This window comes from Streptococcus rifensis, assembly GCF_053203525.1.
The window spans coordinates 36,868-60,650 of record NZ_JBRUCW010000013.1; the positions used below are offsets into that span (position 1 = coordinate 36,868).

General features: G+C 43.7%; 21 protein-coding genes. 1 reads left to right on the forward strand and 20 read right to left on the reverse strand.

Going from position 1 to position 23,783, the window contains the following annotated elements:
• Window positions 1–21 precede the first annotated feature (21 nt).
• From ACVRYP_RS08490 to ACVRYP_RS08500, 3 genes are all read right to left on the reverse strand, one after another.
• A complete protein-coding gene (locus ACVRYP_RS08490) occupies window positions 22–360 on the reverse strand; it encodes an ATP cone domain-containing protein (protein WP_447468291.1) in 339 nt (112 codons plus the stop codon).
• Window positions 361–554: 194 nt separating this feature from the next.
• Window positions 555–1,298, reverse strand: coding sequence for a copper homeostasis protein CutC (locus ACVRYP_RS08495; protein WP_447468292.1), 744 nt, complete (start codon window positions 1,296–1,298; stop codon window positions 555–557).
• 71 nt (window positions 1,299–1,369) lie between these two features.
• On the reverse strand, window positions 1,370–5,770 hold the full coding sequence (locus ACVRYP_RS08500; RefSeq protein WP_447468293.1) for a PolC-type DNA polymerase III: 4,401 nt from the start codon (window positions 5,768–5,770) through the stop codon (window positions 1,370–1,372).
• A 166-nt stretch (window positions 5,771–5,936) separates the two neighbouring features.
• Between ACVRYP_RS08500 and ACVRYP_RS08505 the strand changes: the two genes are divergently transcribed.
• The gene (locus tag ACVRYP_RS08505) at window positions 5,937–6,767 is read left to right on the forward strand and encodes a MurR/RpiR family transcriptional regulator (protein WP_447468294.1); all 831 of its coding nucleotides are present in this window, start codon (window positions 5,937–5,939) and stop codon (window positions 6,765–6,767) included.
• A gap of 98 nt (window positions 6,768–6,865) precedes the next feature.
• Here ACVRYP_RS08505 and ACVRYP_RS08510 read toward each other — a convergent pair whose 3' ends face one another.
• From ACVRYP_RS08510 to ACVRYP_RS08590, 17 genes are all read right to left on the reverse strand, one after another.
• A complete protein-coding gene (locus ACVRYP_RS08510; protein WP_447468295.1) occupies window positions 6,866–7,834 on the reverse strand; it encodes an alpha/beta fold hydrolase in 969 nt (322 codons plus the stop codon).
• A gap of 20 nt (window positions 7,835–7,854) precedes the next feature.
• Window positions 7,855–8,754, reverse strand: a complete 900-nt coding sequence (locus ACVRYP_RS08515; protein ID WP_307121580.1) for an ROK family protein — start codon at window positions 8,752–8,754, stop codon at window positions 7,855–7,857.
• Between the two features lie 74 nt (window positions 8,755–8,828).
• Window positions 8,829–9,746 (reverse strand): dihydrodipicolinate synthase family protein, encoded by a 918-nt coding sequence (locus tag ACVRYP_RS08520; RefSeq protein ID WP_447468296.1) that lies wholly within the window; start codon window positions 9,744–9,746, stop codon window positions 8,829–8,831.
• 66 nt (window positions 9,747–9,812) lie between these two features.
• Window positions 9,813–11,180: an ABC transporter substrate-binding protein gene (locus ACVRYP_RS08525; protein WP_447468314.1), complete on the reverse strand. Its 1,368-nt coding sequence runs from the start codon at window positions 11,178–11,180 to the stop codon at window positions 9,813–9,815.
• Between the two features lie 44 nt (window positions 11,181–11,224).
• Window positions 11,225–12,061, reverse strand: a complete 837-nt coding sequence (locus tag ACVRYP_RS08530) for a carbohydrate ABC transporter permease (RefSeq protein WP_447468297.1) — start codon at window positions 12,059–12,061, stop codon at window positions 11,225–11,227.
• 6 nt (window positions 12,062–12,067) lie between these two features.
• On the reverse strand, window positions 12,068–12,958 hold the full coding sequence (locus tag ACVRYP_RS08535; protein WP_447468298.1) for a carbohydrate ABC transporter permease: 891 nt from the start codon (window positions 12,956–12,958) through the stop codon (window positions 12,068–12,070).
• Window positions 12,959–13,185: 227 nt separating this feature from the next.
• Window positions 13,186–13,836 carry a DUF624 domain-containing protein gene (locus ACVRYP_RS08540; protein WP_447468299.1) on the reverse strand — a complete coding sequence of 217 codons (651 nt, stop codon included), beginning with the start codon at window positions 13,834–13,836 and terminating at the stop codon, window positions 13,186–13,188.
• Between the two features lie 41 nt (window positions 13,837–13,877).
• On the reverse strand, window positions 13,878–14,330 hold the full coding sequence (locus ACVRYP_RS08545) for a NanQ anomerase/TabA/YiaL family protein (RefSeq protein ID WP_447468300.1): 453 nt from the start codon (window positions 14,328–14,330) through the stop codon (window positions 13,878–13,880).
• A 23-nt stretch (window positions 14,331–14,353) separates the two neighbouring features.
• Window positions 14,354–15,184: a carbohydrate ABC transporter permease gene (locus tag ACVRYP_RS08550; RefSeq protein WP_447468301.1), complete on the reverse strand. Its 831-nt coding sequence runs from the start codon at window positions 15,182–15,184 to the stop codon at window positions 14,354–14,356.
• A gap of 10 nt (window positions 15,185–15,194) precedes the next feature.
• Window positions 15,195–16,082: a carbohydrate ABC transporter permease gene (locus ACVRYP_RS08555; RefSeq protein ID WP_447468302.1), complete on the reverse strand. Its 888-nt coding sequence runs from the start codon at window positions 16,080–16,082 to the stop codon at window positions 15,195–15,197.
• Window positions 16,083–16,253: 171 nt separating this feature from the next.
• Window positions 16,254–17,579: an extracellular solute-binding protein gene (locus ACVRYP_RS08560; RefSeq protein ID WP_447468303.1), complete on the reverse strand. Its 1,326-nt coding sequence runs from the start codon at window positions 17,577–17,579 to the stop codon at window positions 16,254–16,256.
• Window positions 17,580–17,704: 125 nt separating this feature from the next.
• A complete protein-coding gene (locus tag ACVRYP_RS08565) occupies window positions 17,705–18,415 on the reverse strand; it encodes an N-acetylmannosamine-6-phosphate 2-epimerase (protein ID WP_447468304.1) in 711 nt (236 codons plus the stop codon).
• Window positions 18,416–19,095: 680 nt separating this feature from the next.
• Window positions 19,096–19,872, reverse strand: coding sequence for a hypothetical protein (locus tag ACVRYP_RS08570; protein ID WP_447468305.1), 777 nt, complete (start codon window positions 19,870–19,872; stop codon window positions 19,096–19,098).
• Window positions 19,872–20,747, reverse strand: coding sequence for an ABC transporter ATP-binding protein (locus ACVRYP_RS08575; protein WP_447468306.1), 876 nt, complete (start codon window positions 20,745–20,747; stop codon window positions 19,872–19,874). Before ACVRYP_RS08575 ends, ACVRYP_RS08570 begins: the two co-directional genes overlap by 1 nt.
• A gap of 18 nt (window positions 20,748–20,765) precedes the next feature.
• Entirely contained in the window at window positions 20,766–21,500 is a 735-nt protein-coding gene (locus ACVRYP_RS08580) for a hypothetical protein (protein WP_447468307.1), read from the reverse strand.
• A gap of 155 nt (window positions 21,501–21,655) precedes the next feature.
• Entirely contained in the window at window positions 21,656–22,987 is a 1,332-nt protein-coding gene (locus ACVRYP_RS08585) for a sensor histidine kinase (RefSeq protein WP_447468308.1), read from the reverse strand.
• Window positions 22,984–23,718: a response regulator transcription factor gene (locus ACVRYP_RS08590; RefSeq protein ID WP_447468309.1), complete on the reverse strand. Its 735-nt coding sequence runs from the start codon at window positions 23,716–23,718 to the stop codon at window positions 22,984–22,986. Before ACVRYP_RS08590 ends, ACVRYP_RS08585 begins: the two co-directional genes overlap by 4 nt.
• Window positions 23,719–23,783: the final 65 nt, after the last annotated feature.

Sequence of the window (23,783 nt, forward strand, 5' to 3'; positions counted from 1 at the left end):
AAATACGCGGTTTTTTGATGCTTAACGCAACTGCTCAAAACGAAGGTGCACAGCATAGCGGTCGTCAAAACCGATGCGCTCAAGGTCACGCTGGAGGCGATACTCAATGTAGTGCTGAGCAATCTTAAAATGACCAGCATCTAGCAGGCGATACTCCACCTGAGACTGCACCATACTGATGGTCGGACGCTCGGCCTGAGCCTCACTCAAATCGAGGACTACTTTCTTAGTCACTTCAGCCAGCTCATGACGAAGCTTTTCATCAAGAACATAAACGGTCTGAGCTGCCTTAAGAATGGCTTGGTAAATCTTATCGGGGTCAAAGTCAACAACCTGTCCACTGCGTTTGGTAATCTGCATAGGCACCTCCATGAAATTCGTTTTCTTTATTATATTATCCCTATTTTCCAGTGGTTTGTCAACTCTAAAAGTCGCTTAACGACACGTTTTCATCCTATTTCCATAAAAACGTTTGGAAAATAGCCGAGCAGATGAGCAAGTTGTTGCTTGGAAGCTGATAAGCTAGCCCACCCAACTCTTCTAGTCACCGGCAGTCAGACTATCCCGGCCTCTGTCAAGGCCTCTTTGAGGGCTTTGATTTTGTCTAGCGAGACCAGGTCATAGCCACCTGGCTGCGCGTAGCTATAATCAACCCCGTTCCCAGAGCTGGTCGGGTCTTGATTCCAATCCTTAAAACTGGCATGGACTTGGTCGATTCCTGTCTCTCGGACGAGGTCAACCACATTGTCTGCTGAGATGCCTGCTCCCATGCAAAAAGCAATCTGCTGGCCAAAGCTGGCCTGCAGTTGCCTGAGCAGGGCGCGGCCTTCTGGGGCTGTCACCATCTGGCCAGAGGTCAAAATCCGATCACAGCCAAGAGCGATTAACTGCTCTGCCATGTCCCAAGGATTCTTGGCCACATCAAAGGCGCGGTGAAAGACAAATTCGGAGCCCTGACTGTGGCAAAGGGCAATAAGTTCGGCAATAAAGGGGCTGTCGAGCTGGCCATCCAGCGTCAGGGCACCGGCAGCGATACCATCGGCACCGGTCTCTAAAAGCAACTGAACATCGAGGCGCATGACTGCTTTTTCAGCCTCTGAGTAGCAAAAGCCCGCTCCACGAGGACGAACCATGCAGATCAAGGGCAAATCAACCTGTGCCTTGGCTAGTTGAAGGGTGGCTAGACTGGGCGTGAGACCGCCGAGGTGCAAGGCGCTGTTAAGCTCAATCCGATCAGCACCAGCTCGCTGAGCTGTTAAGCAGTCCTCTAGAGAACCCGCACAAACTTCGATAATCATAAACCCACTCCTTTTTCTTTTATTATAACACAGGAAAACCAGTTGACAGCGCGTCAACTGGTTTCTTAGTCTTAAAACAACTCATCAAAGAGGCTAAGTTGGTTGTCTTCTGGCAGGTTGCCGAGAACCCCCATATCATCCATCTTCTCAACCAGGGTAGATGAGAGCCCACCGCGTTTACGAAGTTCGGTCTTGGAGAGGAATTCGCCTTCTGCCCGTGCCCGAACGATTTGACGGGCAACGTTGTCGCCTAGACCATCCATGGCTGAAAACGGTGGAATCAAGGTATCTCCCTCGATTAAGAATTCCGTCGCATCGCTCTTATAGAGGTCAAGTTTACCAAATTTGAAACCACGCTCCAACATTTCATTGACAATCTCAAGCGTTGTGTAAAGGTCATTTTCCACATTTGAAGCTAGGTTATTTTTCTTTTTCTCAGCAATCTCAGCCATCTTAGCCTTGACACGGTCGAGACCACCAGACATGGTCGCCAAATCGAAGGCCTTGGCCCTGATGGAGAAATAGGCGCAGTAGTAATAAATGGGGTGATGAACCTTAAAGTAGGCTACCCGCAAGGCCATCATAACATAGGCTGCCGCATGGGCTTTGGGGAACATGTACTTGATTTTTCCACAGGACTCGATGTACCAATCTGGCACATTGTTGGCCCGCATGGCTTCGATATAGCCATTGCGCTCTTCTTCTGAAATCTTGAGCCACATGCCCTTACGCACCCGCTCCATGATATTAAAGGCCATCTTCGGCTCAAGTCCAGCATGCATGAGATAAACCATGATGTCATCCCGACAGCCGATAACAGTGGACAAATCAGCAATCCCTGAACGAATCAAGTCCTGAGCATTGCCCAACCAGACGTCCGTTCCGTGCGAGAGACCTGAGAGCTGCAAGAGCTCAGCAAAAGTCGTCGGGTGGGTTTCATTGACCATGCCACGAACAAAGTTGGTTCCAAACTCTGGAATCCCCAGCATACCTGTTGGGGTTCCGATTTGTTCCGGCGTCACCCCGAGGATTTCAGTCCCTGAAAAGAGAGCCATCACACCGGGGTCATCTGCCAATATGGTTTTTGGATCGATACCAGAGAGGTCCTGAAGCTTACGGATCATGGTCGGGTCATCATGGCCCAGCACATCAAGCTTGAGGATATTTTCATCGATATCATGGAAGTTAAAGTGAGTGGTTTGCCATTCAGCCGTCGTATCATCCGCCGGGTACTGTACAGGAGTGAAGTCATAAACATCCATATAGTTTGGAATAACGACAATGCCACCTGGGTGCTGACCGGTTGTCCGCTTAACCCCAGCAGCTCCTGCCGCCAACCGTTCCACCTCGACATCTCTGTAGAACTTGCCATAATCTCGCTCATACCCTCGGACAAAACCATAGGCCGTCTTGTCAGCAACGGTACCCACCGTTCCTGCACGAAAGGCGTACTCTGCCCCGAAGATGTCCCGAACATCCAAATGGGCACTCGGTTGGTCATCACCTGAAAAGTTCAAATCGATATCGGGTACCTTATCCCCATCAAACCCAAGGAAGGTCTCAAAGGGAATATCCTGACCGTCTTTCATGAGACGCTTGCCACAGTTTGGACAGTCTTTATTGGGCATATCAAAACCTGAACCGTAAGAGCCATCCGTGATGAACTCCGAGTACTGGCAATCTGAGCAGTAATAATGAGGCGAAAGGGGATTAACTTCTGTAATCCCAATCATGGTCGCCACAAAGCTGGAGCCGACCGATCCCCTTGAACCAACCAGATAGCCTCGCTCGTTAGAGCGCTGCACCAGCATCTGGGAAGCCAGATAGATTACCGCAAAGCCATTTCCCAAGATAGACGACAGCTCTTTTTCAATCCGCAAATCGACAATATCTGGCAGAGGATTTCCATAAAGTTCAAAAGCCTTGGCATAGGTCATCTCAGCCACCTGCTCCTCGGCCCGCTCAATGAAGGGCGTGTAGAGATCACTCTTGACGACTTGCACATTGTCAAAACGTTCTGCCATGGCTTGCGTATTGGTCACAACCACCTCATAGGCCAAGTCCTTGCCCAAGAAGGCTAACTCGTCCAGCATCTCATTGGTCGTGCGAAAATGTGCCTTGGGAAGCGGTGCAGGCTGGGCATTTTCGCCGTGGCCGATGGTTCGGTTAATCATGGCCCCTTGACCGAGGCTTCGGACAATAATTTCCCGATAAATCTCCTGCTCAGGGTCCAGATAATGGGCATTGCCCGTCGCTAGAACTGGTAAGTCCAAACGCTTACCGACCTCAATCATGGCCTTGATGATTTCTTGAATCTCCGCTTCATCCTTGACTTGCTCACGCGCAATCAGCGGTGCATAGATGGCAGGTGGCATGATTTCAATAAAGTCGTAATACCGCGCGACCTTGACTGCTTCATCAATCCCTTTTGAGGTCACAGCATCAAAGAGCTCCCCCTCCGAGCACGCTGTCCCGACGAGGAGACCCTCACGGTGGGTATCAAGGACTGTTCTTGGAATCCGTGGCACCCCTTCAAAGTACTGGGTGTTGGACAGACTGACCAGCTTGAACATATTCTTCAGCCCTATCTGGTTCTGCACATAAAGAGTGGCATGTTTAACGCGGGCCTTTTTATAAGAATCTTCCGCAATCAGCTGGGTGTTGAGCTGATTGAGATTGGTCAGTCCATGTTTTTCAGCTGCTTCTTTAAGAAAGATAAAGAGCAGACGTCCGGTGGCTTCCGCATCGAAGTTGGCCATGTGGTGGTGCTCCAGAGCTACGCCAAAGCGTTTGGTCAGAGGAGCTAAACCGTGGCGTTTGTATTCCGGGTAGAGGTTACGGGCCATTTCCAAGGTATCGATGACCGGCTGGCTGATTTCAGCTAGGCCATGACGTTTGTAGTTGACATCCATAAAACCCACGTCAAAGCTGGCATTGTGGGCCACTAGAATGGACCCCTCACAGAAGTCGTGAAAGGCTTTGAGGACGGTTTTAAGTGGTCTAGCGTTTTTCACGTGTTCATCGGTAATGCCAGTCAAGTCTGTCGTAAAGGCTGACAAGGGATGACCAGGATTGATAAACTCATCAAATTCTTCAATAACATTGCCCTTGTGCATCTTAGAGGCTGCTATCTGAATCAGGTCATTGTAAACAGCTGAAAGCCCCGTTGTCTCCACGTCAAAGACCACATAGGTCGCATCTGCCAAGTCGACATCAGCAGCATTATAGACAATGGGGACACAGTCCTCCACGATATTAGCTTCCATTCCATAAATCAGCTTGATGCCGCGTTTTTTGGCCTGCTTATAACCATGGGGGAAGGATTGAACATTACCGTGGTCCGTGATGGCTAGGGCCGTGTGACCCCAATCAGCAGCACGATCGACCAAATCCTCGACCGTTGGCAGAGCATCCATAGTTGACATGTTGGTGTGGGCGTGAAACTCGATGCGCTTCTCCCCTTCAGGCATGAGGTCCTTACGACTTGGCTTAGTCACTGCCATGATGTCCTGAGCATTCATGTTAAGGTCATTGGTAAAGGGATTGAGGCTGATATTGCCTCGAACGCGGAGCCAAGCGCCTTTTTTAATCATGTCAAATTTTTGAGCTTCTTCTTCATTTTTGGCCCATTTTTGGAGAGCAAAGGACGAGGTGTAGTCTGTCATCTTGAAGTTAATCAAGCAACGACCAGTCTTAGTGACCTTAGTTTCCACAGCAAAGACCAGTCCCTCAAAAACCAGACGATTTTCCTCTGTCGTCACTTCGACCATAGGGGTAATCTCAGCCTTGTCGAGCTTAGCGCTATTTTTACGTATTTTAGCTGCCTCACCAAAATCTAAGGCAGGCTTGCTATCGGCCTGAGGCGGTGGTGTTTGCTTGTCTAAGGATGCTAGAGCATTTAGAGCTTCTTCGTTGGCTGCTTGAACAATCTGCTCATTTTTAGCCTCATAGTCCGCCTGTTGACTATGGGTCAATTCTTCACAGACCTCAAGGGAAATACTAACGGGTCCAAAGCCAAAAAGTGCCAGTTGTTTTTCCAAGTTTGGCAGGTGAGTTTTCTTAAAATGAGGATTAGTGATTGGTTCCGGTCCGCGAATGGTTAGGGTCTGATCTGCCAAACTAACGTCAAGACCCTGAAAAATAGATTTGAAACCAATACTTTGGCACAATTCTTCCGCAAAAGCCTGCTGGTAATAGGCTTGGATGTGGTCAGCTGCATCAGCCAAATCGGTTACCGTTATATCGAAAGTCACCCGATTACCTAAAGCTTCAAAGGTCGTTATAAGACCATGTTTTAGAGCCTGATAAGAAGCAATCGGCAGGAGCTTGTCAAACTGAAAATGAAACTCCCAGTGCTTGCTGAGTTTATGGAGCTGGACAGCGCTAATCTGACCACTGGAAAAAGCGCTAGATTCTTGCAAATCCAGCGACAAATTAATCTGAGCCATCAGCAGTTTAAAGGTATCTGACATGTCCAACTCCTCAACACTTAGTCTCTCCATTTTACCACAAAGATCTGTAATTTTCGAGCTAGAGGTGACCTATGTTGTCTAAGCATACGAAAGGTTCTGGTCTGTTATGATAGCGCTTTATTTGAAATATGATATAATAGGCATAGAATTGTTAAAGGACGAGATTATGACGAAATCAAGTAACACTATTGCCACTATTGAAAAATACATGTCATCCATGACCGAGGTCGAAGCCAGAATTGCCCAGTATTTCATTACCCAAGCCTTAACATCTGAAGATCTTTCTTCTCAGCAGGTAGCTATAAACCTCCATGTGTCCCAAGCCGCCTTGACCCGATTTGCAAAAAAATGTGGGTTTTCTGGTTATCGAGCATTTATATTTGAGTACCTTAATAGCAGAGATTCTGTTGAACAAACTTTCGAACATCTGTCCCATCCTTTAACCAAGCGAGTGTTGATGGATTATGACGATATCACCCAGCAGAGTTACCAATTAATTGATGAAGACCAACTGCAACGCATTGCAGAACTAATTGAGCAGGCTGATCGGGTCTATTTTTTCGGCCAAGGAAGCTCTGGACTCGTAGCCAGAGAGATGAAACTTCGTCTCATGCGTCTTGGTGTCATTTGCGAGGCCTTAACGGATCAAGAAAGTTTTGCTTGGACTATCAGTATCTTGGACCCTAAATGTCTGGTCATTGGCTTTAGCCTGTCAGGAAAGACTGCTACCGTTCTCAACAGCCTTACAGCTGCTAAAGATAAGGGTGCCAAGACCGTCCTCTTTAGCACTCGGGCAGCAGACTACAAAGAACAGTACGCTGAAACTGTCACCCTGGCCTCTGTCCCCCACTTGGATTACGGCAATCGGATTTCACCCCAGTTTCCTATGCTGATTCTATTGGACATCCTCTATGCCTATTTCCTTGAAATCAACCGCGAGCAGAAAGAAGCTATCTTTAACGCCTACACCTTTCCACCAGCAAATCAAAAGGTCTGAGCCAAAACTCAGACCCCAGACTGTAGCTAAAGTCTTTTTGAAACTTTTGTTTTTAATCTGAAACCAGCCAAGAGCTGGTTTTTTGCATCTCTTATCCTCTACAAGCCCAAAACCTTAGTTCCAAAGAGTTTGTCAAAAACATAGTCGTTAACCTTGACATTGAGGGCATCATGTCCATAATCAGGTAGAAGCTTGATATCCTTGTCGCAGGTTAAGCGGTTGTAAATGGCATACTGAGTTGATGGCGGGCAGATGATGTCATCTAAGCCCGTCACCATGTGCACAGGGCAGGTGATCCGGTGAGCCAAGTTCTTCACATCGATGTAACCTAGCGTATGCAGGAAGGTCTCTTCTGTTTCATGGAAGGGATCTGAAAAACGGAAATAACGGAAGAGTTCATTGTAAGGCTCGTTGACGTCATTAAGTTCCATCACCCGCTTGAAGTCAGACAAGAAGGGATAGATGGAAACAACCCTCTGGATGCGAGGGTTGAGAGCTGCAGCCACCAAGGCCAGAGCACCACCTTGAGAAGCCCCGTAGCTGTAGAGGCTTTGGTCATCCACACGGTCAAAGCTTGCCACAATCTCAATCAACTGGTAAACATCGAGATAAACATCCTTGTAAAAAAGGTGTTCTGGCCCTTCAACAGCCCCGCGAATCACCTGGCCTTTCACCGTCATGCCCTCAAATAGGCCCATATCGGTCGAGCGACCCGCTTGGCCACGTACGTCCATACAGACGACCCCGTAACCAGCCGCTACAAACTTCAGGTTTTCTGTCCAGTCAGGACTTTGGCCTTGGTAGCCATGGAAGTAAAAGAGTACAGGAACAGGTTTCTCAGACTTTGGAAAGACGCACTTGGAGAAAATCGTCGAGCCATTTTCAGCGGTAAAGGTTAAGGCATAAAAGTCTGCGTTAGGAACGGCAAAATCCTGCTCTATCAGTTCATAATCTGGTAAGTCTTGATGTTTAGCCAGCTGGCCATCCCAAAATTGGTCAAAATCCTCTGGCACTTCCTGACGGCCACGATAGGTCTGCATGGCCTCCAGAGACATGGTATCAAACATAGTATCTTCCTTTCACAAACTTAGGCCTGAGCCCGTTTTTCCTGTTGATTCTTAAAGTTATAATAAGCACCAAACATACCCGCAGTGTTGAGATGCTGGGCAAAGACCAGCTCTGTCTTTTCAGCGATACTTGGTACTAAGTACCCTTTTAAGGCTGTCTGAAGTTTTGGTTTTAAAATGGCTTCTTGGGCCATGATGCCACCACCTAGGACGACCTTTTGCGGATTAGCCACAAAGCAGATATTGGCAATCCCTTGGGCCAGATAATCCACCATGCGATCAATCCCTGCAATACAATGGGTGTTTCCTTCTGTTGCTTCTGTAAAGACCCTAAGACCATTCCACTGGTCTACAGGATCGCCGTGTTGCTGGGCCACATAATGGACCAAGGCTGTGGTTGAGGCCAAATCTTGAAAGGGGCCATCGTTCAGGTGCATGTAGCCGACTTCACAGGCAGAGTTGCTATAGCCATGAAAGACCTGGCCGTCAATCACCAAGCAACCGCCAATCCCGGTACCTATTGTCAAACAGACCGCCACTGGGCTGCCTTGGGCACTGCCTGACTTCACCTCAGCGAGACCGGCACAATTCACATCATTTTCAATTTCACAGGGCAGGTTAAAGGTTTCTTCCAACTCTTTTTTAAACTGGGTGCCAGCATAGTTTGGGATCTGTGGACCTGCATAAAAGATTTCCCCCTTATCAGGATCCACCATACCAGCCGACGACAGGCAGATGCCAGATAATGCTTCTTCTGCCTGATAGTTGGCTACTATATCCTTGACCTTTGCCATAATGCCCGGACCACCAAGATGGGCTTCTGTCGGCATCTCGTGCCCTTCAACCAAGGTCTCCTTGTCATCAATTAAGCCATATTTAATACTGGTTCCACCAATATCAATGGCGACATACCTACTCATTTCATCATCCTCCTCATAAAAGGGTTTCAATAAGAGGTGGGAGGCCGCCAACCGGCCCCTCCCACTATTTTTTCTTATAGAAAGCGTTTCTTAGCTTCGCGAATCAAACGCGCAGCCTCTTCGACGACACTTGCGTCCTCCTCGCAAACCGGCATCAACGGCTCACGGACAGATCCCAGCTCTAATCCTTCATTGATTTTGAGCGTTGCTTTAATGACACCATACATATTCCCTCGAGCCACGACCAAGTGACCGATGATGTTGTTAATGGCATACTGCAATTCACGCGCAGTTTCAAGGTCTTTTTCCGCAATCAAGCTATCCAACTTAAGGAAGAGTTCCGGCATGGCACCATAAGTACCGCCAATCCCACCTGCTGCTCCCATGAGGCGTCCACCAAGGAATTGCTCATCTGGACCATTGAAGACCACATGGTCATCGCCACCGAGCGAGCGGAAAATTTCAATGTCCTGAATCGGCATGGAGGAGTTTTTAACCCCGATGACCCGTTCATTTTTCAGCATTTCACGGTAGAGCATTGGTGTCAAAGCAACTCCAGCTAGCTGTGGAATATTGTAGATGATAAAGTCTGTATTAGGCGCAGCCGCACTGATGTCATTCCAGTATTTGGCGATGGCATGCTCCGGCAAACGGAAATAAATCGGTGGAATGGCTGCAATAGCATCGACACCAAGGCTTTCTGAATGCTTAGCTAGCTCGATACTATCGCGCGTACTGTTGCAGGCTACATGGTTGATGATGGTCAATTTGCCCTTAGCCACCTTCATGACATGTTCAAGGACCAATTTGCGGTCTGCCACACTCTGATAAATACATTCGCCCGAGGACCCATTGACATAGAGTCCTTTGACGCCCTTGTCAATAAAGAACTGGGTCAAGGCTTCAACACGTTCAGGGCTGATGTTGCCTGCCTCATCATAGCAAGCGTAAAAAGCAGGAATAATTCCATGGTATTTGCTTAAATCTTTCATAGGTTTTCTTACTCTAATCCTATCTAGAACTTTTTTAAATGCATTACTGCTGTCCAATTTCGTTTACTAATCATTTAAAACTTTTGATAATTTCTGACCTTTCTCAATCGCTTTATTACCAGTTTCTACAAATGAATCCAAAGCTGCTTGAGAATCTTTATCCCCCGTTAATACAGCTTGAATTTCTGGGAACAAAGCATTCCGAACTTCTGCATAGCCTGGTGTATTGTTAGAGAAGTTAATAACATACTCATCATTTTTAATGTAACTAGCTAGAAGCGGTTTGCTGTCTTTTTCTTGGTCAACAATACTTTGGCGTACTGGTAAGAAGTTCATACTTGCTTTTACCAATTCTTCATTCTCGGAATAAAATTTTACAAAATCTTTTGCCAACTCTGTCCGCTCATCACCATTTGTATTGAAAACAGCAGAACCAAGAACATAGGTAAAGGATTTTGGTCCATCGACACTAGGAATAGAAGCTAGGCGGATGTCAAATTTATCCATGGTGCCATTTTCCATATTGTCAAGCATTCCCTGATAGAGCACTGCATTGGCAAAACTGATGGCAACCTGCTGATTTTGGAACATGGCGTTGACGTCTGTACTTGAAAGAGATTCAGCACCTTTTGTGATTAGACCTTCTTCATTTAATTTTTTAATAAAATCCAAAGCTTCTACACCATCTTTTTCATTGGCAACTAGCAGACCTTCTTCATTAAAGAACGGATTACCAAACATCCGAAGATACATCATATTCCATGTGTCTGCTTGGTTGTTTTTAGCATAGAACCCAAGAGGAGCTACCTGATCATTGTGCTCCTTCAAACCATTCAAAATAGCTTCGAAATCTTCAACTGACCAATTAGCAATTTCACTCTCTTCACCAACATACTTTTCTAACCCAGCTTCTTCAAACATTTTGACATTGTAGACTAACATACCTGGGTTTTGTGCAAATGGGTAGAAATAGACTTTATCATTTATGGAAACGTTGTTCCAAACACCCTCAGCAATATCAGTTTTACTGTCTTCACTTACGATATCATCTAATGGCGCGAATAAGCCTTGATGCGCATAATTCGTCATTGCAAATGACGATTCAAAGAAAATATCAGGTAAAGTGTTGGTCTGAGTGGCAACACTTAATTTACTGTCCCGCTCATCCCCAGGAATCACTTGAACCTTAATCGTCACATCGGGGTGTTCTTCTTGATACATCTCAGCGGCTGTTTTCAAAAAACTATCATAATCAGCCCCTTCTTCTGACGCTGCATAAGTCCCCTTCCACTGAGGAGTTAACCAAATTTCAAGTTCGTTAGCCGGTTTAGAGGAGGCTTCTTTTTTTTCACTACCACCGCCGCTACCGGAGCAACCAAGTAAAGCCACACTTGCTAATGCTAGAGTAGCCAATAATTTCATCTTTTTCATAATATTTTTTCCTCCTTTTATGAAAAATAGCTTAATTGATAAACGGATTATTCTTTAACAGCACCGGCTGTCGCACCTCTAACAAAATATTTTTGGAAGAGGAAGAAAATGATAACCATCGGCATTGCTGCAATTGCTGCACCAGCAACACGCAAACCAATATTCGGATTAATGTCCTGTTGTAAACTTGCAACACCTATTGTTAACGTTTGCATTTCCTTACTACGGGCCATCAATAATTGCCAAAGGTAATCATTCCATACAGAAACAAAATTAAGGATAAACAATGCACCTAAACCTGGTTTTACAATAGGCAACATCAAGCTAGAGAAAATCGTCCATTCTTTGGCCCCATCAATTTTAGCAGACTCTCGTATCGATTCGGGTATAGCCTTAAAGTAAGAATAAAGCATAAAAGTTCCAAACCCTGTCGCCAAATTAGGAACAATCATGGCTTGATAGGTATCGATCCAGCCAAAACTTTTCACAATATCAAAGAGGGGCACAATAAACGTTTCTTTAGGTACCATAATAGAAGCAATAACGATAAGAAAGAGAACTGTTCTTCCCTTAAATGGAATTTTAGAAAAGCCGTAGGCTGCTAAGGCAGAAATGAGTACACTGAGCAGTGATGTCACTGATGATACAATAAAACTATTGAAAATCCATCTTCCTGCCGGTTGACCAGCAAAAAGCTCTTGCAAATTTCCCATGTACCATTTTTCAGGTAAGATGCTAGGTGGCATTTGATAGATTTGTGTCGATGTCTTAAAAGTATTTATCATTAGCCAAAATAAGGGCAACACAAATAATATAGCTAAGATAAACACGAGAATGTTGGTCACAAGGTCATAGGTTTCCATTTTTTTGATTTTCTTAAACATAGCAACCTACCTTTCCTTGCTCTGTGTCACAAAAGATTTTAACTGTGGGATACTTAATAAAATAGCAATCACAAACATGAGGACTCCAATAGCTGAAGCAACACCCGTATTATTGTAAATAAAAGCATTTTGATACAGATAGTACATCATTGTCACAGAAGCATTATTTGGTCCACCACCTGTTAGCAACTGGATAACCACAAAAATTTTTAGAACCGCAATGATATTGATAATGGTCAAATAGGCTGTCGTTGGTTTCATCAACGGAATAATAATATAGCGGATTCGTTGCCACCGACTGGCTCCATCAATTTGTGCGGCTTCAAAGTAATCTGAGGGAAGGCCTATCATTGTAGCTAAATACAGAATAATCGCCTGCCCCACATTCCCTACAAAAGTCACAAATATAATAACTGGCATAACCGTTTTGACATCGCCTAGTAGGTTTACATTATCAATCCCAATCCTTCCCAAAACGTAGCTGATTAAGCCATTAGAGGGATTCAATAAGAAATTCCAGATGATACTCATAACAACCATGGAGACCATAACCGGTAAGTAGTAGCTTCCTCTGATAAAGGAAACATAGCGACTATTTTTGTCAAATACAGTTGTTGCCACAAATAGTGCAAAAAGGATGGTCAGCACAACAATAGCAACTACAAAAATAACCGTATTCAAAATAGACTTAACAAATGTTGCATCAGTAAATAAAGCCTCAAAGTTTGCCAAGCCTACAAAGTAAGAGTCCATGCCATAAACCTCATATAGACTCATCTTAAATCCTTTGATAACCGGATAAACGATAAACACCAACATCAATAACATTTGAGGCGCTATAAATAAATATCCAGATAACGGATTTTCTCTAACAGACGCTCTCCTGTTTTTTTTCATCAATGAACCTCCTTTTTAAGATAAAGATTATGATAGCGTTTACAGTTTCATTATAAATAGATTTAAGATATTTGACAAGGCCTCTTATAGATTTAGATTCTACTATCTTTTTTCTTGGGAAAATAAAGTCGTTTTAAAAGTACTTTCAATTCTCTAATACAATTTAATCTTAGACATAAAAAATACCCGAGACCAATTAAAGTGAACTTGGGTATTTTTCAGGAGTGTCAGCGAGAAATATAATGGTTAAAAATAGTTTCCATAATCCAGACTTGACCAAACCCAAGACTTGAAAAGCCTGCTAGTAGCAAAAGACTAAGGCCTAAGAGGAAGGTCAAACTAGTGGTATATAGCAGTGTTGTCAAGAGTAGGATAACCCCAATCATGAGGAAGGTCCAGGGAAAATGAACCCCTGCTAACACAAAAGCATTTTTTAAAATGTCTTTTATCCCCATGTCAAATCGTGTCGCAATCGGATAAGCATAGAGAAAGAGAATGGTTGCCAAAATCAAAACCGCCATGGCCAAGACTTGAATCAAGCGTGCTCCTGTCATATCCAAACGGCTGACTAAGAGCAGGTCCAAAACACAAAAACCAACAATCACCAATTCCAGTATACCTAAGCGAAGGCCAGGTTTTCCATGCTTTTTAAAAGCAGTCAGATAAGTGGGGATAATGGCCAAGCGTTTTTGCTGCTTGAGGTCAAAGAGCACCTGATAAAGGCTCATCTTGGCGATTCCAATCGTAACGATAGGTAAGCATGTCAGAAGAAAGAGGAGATTGAGAACCACCAGGTCCAAAACCCGCTCACAGGCCCGAACAAAGGCATTGTCAACTCCAAATACTGTCTTGACTATTTTTTCCGTTTTCTCGCCCATAAGGTTTCCTCTCTATTCCTTCTTTTTGAACATACGTTTCTCTAATCAATCAAGACCTTGACCACACATTTTTTGACGATTTCACCAGCATTAGCATAGACATTTGGCCGATGGGCCTCACCAGGAAAATAAATGACAAAGTGGTCAGGGTCAATCACCACATCCATCTCTCGTTCACAAGTTTCCTGACCAAAGTCGATGGAGGCATCATAGGCTTTACTAACCTCATGGTTACCAAAGCCATACTTAGTGATCTCTTTCCCCTCCAGGAGGAAATGCAGATCTAAATAATCTCTGTGAACCTCAAAGTCTGGCCCAATCTCTTTGTCTAGCGTATTCTGCTGAAGCATGAAGAAAGCTTTTTCGCCATCAATGTCGTGCTTGCCCAGCTCTAAAGCGACTAAATCAAGCTCTGCTAGAGCATCAATAGCCCCATCTAAATTGGGATGCAATCCCCTGTAAGTGCTCAGTTCTGATAATTGATCGTAAATCATAAGCTATCTCTCTTTTAAAAGCATTATCCTTTAACAGCTCCCATGGTAATCCCTTGGGTAAAGGATTTTTGGAAGATTAAGAAGACAAGGACAATCGGTACTGCCGCTAAGGCAGCCCCTGCCATGATGAGACCGTAGTTGGTCGCCATCTCAGCCTGCATGGTTGCAACCCCCAGCGAAATGGTCAGGTTTTGCCGGGAGGTCAACATGACCAATTGCATGAAATAATCATTCCAAGAGTTGATGAAAGTAAAGATAGCTAGTGCCGCAAAGCCCGGTTTGACGATAGGAAAGGCGACATTCCAGAAGGTTCGCAATTCACTACAGCCGTCAATCTTAGCAGATTCTAAGAGCTCTGTTGGGATGTTTTCTGAGAATTGTTTCATCAAGAAGACCCCAAATGGCCAGCCGACCAAGGGTAGGATAACCGCCGCCAAGGTATCATGAATACCCATGAAGTTGATGATGCGCACCAGAGGTACAAGAACAACCTGTTTTGGAAGGGCCATCGCCGCAATAAAGATAGAAAAGAGCAAGCGTTGTCCATAAAAACGTTTTTTAGCCAAAACATAACCGGCCAAGGCTGATGTCATACAGACCAAAAGCATGGTTGCTAGAGAAATAAAAATCGAATTCCACAACCATTGAAGGGCAGGGTTTTGTACTACCAATTTTTCAAAGTTTTCTAATGTTGGTTCAGCTGGCCACCACTGTGGTGGAATCTTGATGGTGGCAGGTTGAGATTTAAAGGCACCCGTCAAAATCCAGTAGAATGGAAAGATGAAAAGCACCGTCAACAACAAGAGTATGATGTTACTGATTATTCCAAAAACGGTAATCTCTTTCTTTTTCATATCCTTCCTCCTAATACTTCACGTCATCGCCCAAAATCTTGAACTGAGCATATGAAATCAAGGCAATTAAGACTGCCAAGAAAACACCCATGGTGTTGGCATAACCATATTCTGAGAGTTTAAAGGCTTTTTCGTAAAGGTAATACATCAAGGTTGATGTTGAGTAGTTTGGTCCTCCAGATGTTAAAAGTTGAATCAAGGCAAAACACTGGAAGGAGTTAATCGTTGTAATAACTGCGATGTATAGGGTTGTTGGCAAGAGCGATGGCCACTTAATATTCCAGAAAACTTGAGTCTCAGTGGCACCGTCTACACGCGCTGCCTCAACGAGGGAGTTATCAATATTTCCCAAAGCTGCAATGTAGAGAATAATCGGTTGCCCGACAGAGGTCGTCAACAAGATCATGATAATCGCCCAAAGCGCCCACTGCTTGTCTCCCAACCAGCTGATATTCTGATCAATGACGCCACCAGTCTTTAAGAGGAAGTTTAAAATCCCTGAAAGAGGATCATAGATCCATTTCCAAACAACAGTTACTGCCACACTCCCTGTAACGACTGGGAGGAAGAAGACAAAACGGTAAAAGGAACGCGTAATCACATTCTTATCATAGGTTCTTGCTGCGACAAAAAGGGAGAAGAAAACAACGACCGGAACAGAGCCAATAACGATAATGACCGTGTTAATTAACGACTTGATGAAGATTTCATCGTTAAACATACGGATGTAGTTGTCAAGTCCAATAAAAGTGAACTCTGTCATCGTGTATTTAAAGAAACTCGTCACAAATCCCATGATCATAGGCGCCAAGACAAAAACGGTAAAAAACACCAAAATCGGCGCCAAGAAGGCATAGGAGACGATGGTTTCGCGCATTCTAATTTTATTGATTCGCACGATAAATACCTCTCTATTTAGAATTTTTTCCAAAAAGGATGTGAGGTCATCTCTCTGTGTTAAACACCTTTTCCCTCATGCTCAACACAGAGAATGCGCCATCACTTAACAGAAAACCCCCTCTTCCAGCACACATAGACTGTCATGGGGAAAAGGGGGCATCGTCAGAAATTAGTTAGCTGGTTTGATTGTTGCGTTTGCTTTTTCTGTGAATGATTTCAAAGCTGCTTCTGGCTCATCATCACCGTTAGATACAGCTTGAAGAGTTGGGAACCAGAGGGTACGCATTTCAGCAAAACCATCGATAGTGTTGTAGTATGGAGAGTAGTATTGAGTCCATCCGCTGATGGTTTCCATACGTTCGTCATCATAAAGGGTACCAAATGATGTGCGAACAGGGAAAGCGCCTGTACGAACAACGTTCTTAGGACCCCATTCTTCATCGTCAGCGATGAATTGGATGAATTTCTTAGATGCTTCAACTTTAGCATCGTCTCCGTTATTAAAGACTGCAAAACCATTTACCAAGTACTCAAGAGCTGGTGTGCCATCTTCTGATGGGAATGGTACTTCAACGACTTCAACACCACTTGCTTCAAGCAATTGACCTTGGATGCCGTTTTGAGCAGGAGCCCAAAGGATTGTGTAAGAGGTTTGACCGTTCGCAAAGTTTTGGATATCTGCACCACCATCGTATTGAGAACCGTTCATGATGAGCCCTTCATCCATCCAACCTTTAACGGTTTCAAGGGCTTTAACCATCTTAGGATCGTCAGTTGTATACTTCGTTACTGCTTCATCAGTGATACTTCCGCTGTATAGGTTAGCCAAGAAAGCACGGTTACCTTGGTCACCACCTTGACCGTTAGCAAAGAGTGAACCTGGATTATAGCCTTTATCTTTCAAAGCCTTCAAGACTTTTTCAAAGTCTTCTGTTGTCCAGCCTTCTTTAACAAGGTCAAGAACCCCAGCATCTTCTAACATGGCCTTGTTCATAGCCATATAGAATGGTGCTGAACTGATTGGATACATGTAGGCTGTATCACCTGCTTTACTAGCTTGGATGATATTATCATTGTCAACATCCTTGATGTACTCATCTGTAAAGAGGTCATTCAAGTCTGCTAATTTGCCATTTTTTCCGTAAGTGATAATACGGCCTGGTGCGTCAAAGAGCACGTCTGGTGCTGTACCCGCTTCGATGGCAGTTGTGATTTTTTCAGGACCCGATGTGAAATCAATGGTTTCAAGGTTAACCTTGATATCTGGGTTCGCTTCTTCAAAGGCTGCAATAATTGCTTTTTCGTAAGTCCCTACAGCGTCGCTAGTATTTTCTTGGGTAAAGACTGGGAAGGCCCACCATGTAATTTCTGTCTTAGCACTGCCAGTGTCTTTAGCTTCTGACGATGTGCTTGTTGTTTCACCACCTGAATTACCACAGGCTGCCAAAGCCAACAAGGCTGCACCTGTTAATAGGGTACGTGCAAATTTTTTCATTTTGTTACTCCTTTAAGTAATTTTTTAATCTTAAATGTTCTCCTTTAGGGATGCCAACGATATCTTTTTCTTACCATCTATCTCATCAATCACTCCATTCTTTCTTGGTTTAGGGCTTTCTGCCCTTAGTTTAATGATGATTTAGTTGCTGCTACAAAGCGCTCTGTGATTTCTTTGGGTCGGGTAATGGCTCCGCCAACAACGATTCCTTTGACACCTAGAGCCTGAATTTCCTTGACCTGCTCTGGCGTATGGATTTTTCCTTCTGCAATCACATCAACACCTGCGTCACAGAGGGCACGAATCAGTTCAATGTCTGGACCACTTTCCTGTCGGCTGTATGAAGTGTAACCAGAGAGTGTCGTTCCAACAAAGTCGACGCCAGCTTCATAGGCCACCAAACCTTCTTCTAAAGCGCTAATATCTGCCATAAGGAGCTGGTCAGGGTATTTTTCTTTAACCTTTCGGATAAAGATCCCAATTTCTTCCCCATCATGGCGTTCTCGCTTAGTACAATCCAGTGCGATAATTGCAATATCAAGTTCAGCTAATTCATCGACCTCTTTCATGGTCGCTGTAATGAAAGGTTCTTGCGGGGGATAATCCCGTTTGATGATGCCGATAATCGGCAAGTCTGTCACAGCCTGAATTTCTTTAATATCACGGACGCTATTAGCACGAATTCCTACAGCTCCACCCTCTTCTGCAGCTTTTGCTAGAAGTGGCATGACACCACCGGCTTCCGTGTAAAGCGGTTCACCAGGAAGAGCCTGACAGGAAACGATGATGCCTCCTTGAATTTGACCAATCAGGTCTTCTTTACTTAACTTGACCATCTGGTCCCTCACTTTCTTGTTTAATTTAATATATGATAGCGTTTACAATATTATTATAAAAAAAGGAATTTCATTTGACAATACCATTCCGTCATTTAGATTTTACAATCAAAAAGTTTTAAATTTTAAAAAATATTGAAAGTACTTTCAAGGTCCTTTAAAAACCTTGCGGCTGTTTGAGAGCGTAGACAAACCCTGTTTTCTGTGTTAATGATCTTCAAAAGTTTAGCTAATGATTTAAAATAATGGATATTTTGCGAGCGAGGCGAGCAAAAACGGAAACTTTCCGCTGTGATAAAAGTGCCTGAAACGCAATAGTTTCAGGCACTCGGAAGTTTTGGGGTGAAAGAGTCCAGTGGAGTAAAAAGGTTCAGTGAACCTTTTTAGCCCGTCTTCTAAAAAATAGGAAAAGACGGTTAGGTCTGAGTTTGGAGATAGAAAAGCGAAGACGGCTCAAAACTAAGATTTACTTTACCTGTCTGAGAGACTGGTAAAGGTAGGAAATAGAACACAAGATAGCTTGAAACAGATGTCCGAAGGGAGTCGCTACCGTCTGTTAAAACGATCCAGTGGATCGTTTTAAGTTTGAGCCTGAAAACTAGAAAGCGAAAAACCTAAGAAAAGTTTCAAAAATAACTTTGTCTTCAGTCTGACACTCTTTCGGCTGTTTTTAGAGAGTGTCAGTATTCCATTTGTTTGAAATAGTTAAGGGTAAAAAAGGTAAGAATAGAAGCATAAAGAAAAGTTACTAACCCCGAATGTCCTAGGGCTGTCCATAAGCTCATCCCTTCCCAAAGTTTATCTGATAAGCCTGTTGGCGTGAGATAGATAAAGCCAAAAACGTTCAATAATGTTGTTCCTAGACTATAGGTAAAGGCTAACACCATGGTAAGCCCTACACCTGAGTATAGAGAAGCGCAGGCTGCAATTAAAATACAAAGGATACTGTCAAAAATGAAACCGGAAAGCGTATAAACAAAGTTCGAGAAAGAGAGTGGATCTGTGTCATCCATTAATTTTGTGCTATAAATATCTGGAATCTGAATCAATCGACCGTAGTAGACTGCTAAAAGGGTCAACGTGAAAATACCTAGAAAAATCAGTACCAAGACAAAGAGACTGGTCAATTTTGCCCAAAAGATATCCTTTCGCTTAATGTCCTTGTAGAGATACATGGTATGACTGTCCGCCTCCCCCCTAAAGACTGTAAACGTGAGATAGAAGAGCGCAAGAACAGGTACCACCAGGTCATATACAAAGCTCAATATGATTGCAAAAGCAACATTATAGGTAAATAAAGAATCTGTTACTCCTGGTTTCAAGAAATTAGATTCTTCCGGTAAGAAACTCGCAAATAATAGGAGGGCTGGATAGAGAAGAGCAAAAGCAAGGTAAATCTTAGTCTCTTTTCTCTTCCAGATACTTTCAAAGACTGGTTTAAAAATAGTTCCCATCATTATTCTCCTCGACTAAACATTTCTTTGAGATGGTTTTCTTTGATGTCTAGGCTTTCAATCCATTGATTAGTAGACAGATAAGCAAGGACAGCATTAACTTCTTCTGCAGTAGCTTTTGTCGAAATCTCAAGCCTTCCATCTGCTATGTGGACATGGTCAGTCTCATAAGCTAACAGGGCTACTAGGTCCGCACCGCTGGTGACCTTAATCAGTACACTTGGGGCGGACTGGCCACCAAAGGCATCTGCCAACTGTCCCTTATCAATGTAGTAATAACGCTCACAGAGAGCTTCCAATTCACCCAACTGATGACTGGAAATAAGCATCGAAATCTGACGCTCCTGAGACCAAGTTTTTAGAATATCAATCAGTTTTTGCACACCAATTGGATCCAATCCTACAAAAGGTTCATCCAATATGAGAAAATCAGGTTCTGCCACCATAGCAATCGCAAGGGCTGTGCGTTGCTTCATCCCAAAGGAGAAACCTTTGGGTTTACGGTTTCGCGCATCCCAGAGTTCCAAAAGCTTAAGGGTCTTTTCGATATTGGGAAACAAGTCCTTCTTGTCATGCAATTTCAGGTAAAACTTGAGATTATCCACTACTGTCATTTCAGGATAAAAGACAGGATCAATCATGATACCAAAGTCTTTGAGCAGGTTATCTGCTGTGTGAATATCCACACCTTCATAGGTAATGGTCCCAGAAGTCGGCTTAAGGGACTTAGCCATCAATTTCATCAAGGTTGATTTTCCTGCGCCATTTTTTCCAATCAGACCGACGATCTCACCTTTTTGAATTTCAAGACTGACATCCTTTAAGGAATAGAAGTCATTCCCTGCGAATTGTTTTGAAAGATTCTCGATTGTTAACATGTTCAGATTCTCCATTTCCTAATATTCGATACGGTTAAAGTGTTTGCGAGCTGACCCGTAAGACAACCCTAAGTAGAGAAGACTAATCCCTAGACTAATGGCTAGAGCTGCTCCAAAGTTTAACCTGCCCAATAGCCTAGGATAGGTATTTGGAAATACATAGCGAAAGCCATTGAGCAGAGGAGCAGTTTGTGCCACAATATTAAAAAGGGCACCTGTCAGTACAGCCGCTAAGGTAGAACGCTTGATAGAAACAGCAGCCACCAAAGTGATCAAGATAAAATGTAAAGCTGTAATGGTCAAGAGTTGCAATATAAGCCTATCGGCTTGGCTAGTCGGTAAAAAGTGAAAGCCTGTCTTTGGCGCCGCATAGATGACATACGTTGCAAAAGTTGCTAGGAAAGTTCCCACCCAATAGATGCCATAAACAGCATAAAGACTCATTAATTTGGCATTGAAAATACTGGCACGTTTAAGGTCTTTGTAGAGAAACAGCTGGCCCGAGTTAATCTCATCTCGAAAAACAGATGAAACGATAAAACCAATGATCAAAGCTGGGAGGACCAGTTGGTACTGGGTCTCAATGGCACCTGCAAAGAAATTGAAAAAGCTAGCATAAATATCTTGACTTGTCTGCTGGTCACTGACCCCTGTTAAAACCGGGGTCACAATGGGTAAAATCATAAAACCAAGTAAAATATTGACATCCCGTCTCTTAAAGACAGAGGGGAAAACGGATGAGAGTAGTTTCATAGGAGCTCCTTAAAGTATTTCTAGATTTTTTAAGTATCAGAAGAGCTGTTCCTGATGACTCAAGTATAGCTCAGAAAACTCAAAAACCGTCCACGATGTCATGAACGGTAGTTTATTTATAATGAATGGTTCCTTTTTGACACTTGAAAGAGACTTTAGAGCATTAAGGTTTGCTTGAAGCGATGATTATAACTCTGGGTTTCAAGACTAGCTTCTGGGTACTTGGCCAAAAGTGACTTGACATTGGCCAGTCCAATCCCACGCTCTTGCCCTTTGCTGGACTGGCCATAGGCATAGATAGACTTGACATTAACACGCTCTTCCTGACAGCTATTTTCTAGTATCAGAAGCGTCTTTTGCCCCTCCTGAAAATACGCCACCGACAAGAATGGGTCCTCTGATTGTTCTGCTGCTTCAATAGCATTGTCCAAGAATATGGAAAGGATCGTCACCAAATCCAAGAGTTCTATATCAGGCTCACCGATAGGCTCAGGGATTTCAACCGTCAAAGCAACCCCCTTGCTCTCGGCCTCCATTAATTTGGCTGAAAAAATGCTTTTAAGGGCTGTATTGGTCAGATTGGCAAGATTAGCAATGTCAAACTTACTACTATAAAAGGCACGATCTGAGCGAGCCAGGACGGTTTCATAAACCTGCTTGGCTCCTGCCAAGTCCTCCTTATTAAAGGCCTCATTGAGACTGGTCAGGACATTGGTGTAATCATGGCGAAAAGAGCGTAAGTCTCGGTAGAGAGACTCCACATGCTGGCTATAATTAGCTAAGGCAGCTACTTGCTGATCCTTACTCCGTTGTAATTCCAAGTCCTGATATTCCTTGGCCTTGTAATTGAGGTATAGTAAAACAGTAAAAAAGAGGTAAAGGTAGACCTTAAAGAGGTCTAGACTACTTGTTGTATTCTCGGTTTGAAAAGTGAAAATAAAATCCTGCACCTCTCCACTCAGAGCCAGTATTGGATAAACCACTAAGACGTAGACTAACAAAGCTCCATTTATCAAAAGAGACGCTTTTTGACCAATCTGATGCTGAAAAATACTCGACAAAGTGATAAAGTTCAGCCGTAACACCTTGCTAAAGAGCCAACCGACTGGTAAAAAGAAAGCAATAAAGATAAGAGAGATCAAGGTTACTGGCCAATAGGACTCTCGAGCTATCAAAATCAAATACAAGCTCTCATCAATATGAGTCAATCGTTGGAAGATATCCACAAGGACAAAGGGCAAGAGACCATAGAAAAGGTACTGAGACAAACTCCACCGAGGACGAAAAACAATTGCAGCCACCAGTGGCAAAATCAGTGGAGCGATTAACCTTGCTCCTTCAATATGCAAGAGATGCAGTCCAGTAACGACGAGAACTAACCCAATTGTCTTTGTCAGAGACAGTTTGAGATTACTGACGTTTTTAAAGGTTATTATTTTAACCAACCAGTCCACAAAAATAACGAGAAAAGGGTGTAATAGACTCATTTTCCAATCCTCTCAATCAAGCCCTTGAGTTTCATCCGTGACACTAAACAGAAATCATCATTTTCAAAATGCACTGTAAACTGCTTACGGTCAACACGGGTCACATTGGCAGGATTGACCACATAGGCCCTGTGGGTCTGATAAAGTCGCTCATCAATCTTGGCGATTTCAGAAACCTTACCGTAAAATTCTAGGGTGCCTGTCCGACTGGTCAAGATAACCTTGTGTACCGTAGACGATGTCTCAAAATAGAGGATATCCGAAAAGGCCACCTGAACATGAGCATGCTCATTCTTAAAGACAAAGGCATCTTGGCTAACCGTCTGACTGATATTGCTGTAGGCATGAGTCAGTACAGAGCTGACAGCTTCTTGGTAATCCTCCTCAGACAAGCCTTTATCAATAAAATCCAGAGCAGATACCCGATACTTGTAGGTCAAGGGCATAAACTCCGAATGCGTGGTCACAAAGACGATGACTGCATGAGGATCTCTTGCTCGGATCTCTCTAGCAATTTCCATACCTTTCTTTTCTTCCCCCTTAATCTCGATGTCCAAAAAGAAAAATTGATGGTCTCCCGTCTCTGTGATAGCCTCTAACAGCTGCTGAGGTTTGCCGAAGATTTCTAATTTTTTGTAGCGTATTTGTCCCGATTTAGCCGTCTTAGTAATCGCTTTTTCTAAACGCCCCTGCTGTAAAAAATCATCTTCTAAAATAAAAATTGATAACATAATGACTCCATTCGTGACTCTATGGCTACATTTATGACCCGACAGAAACACCTGAACTTGCTTCT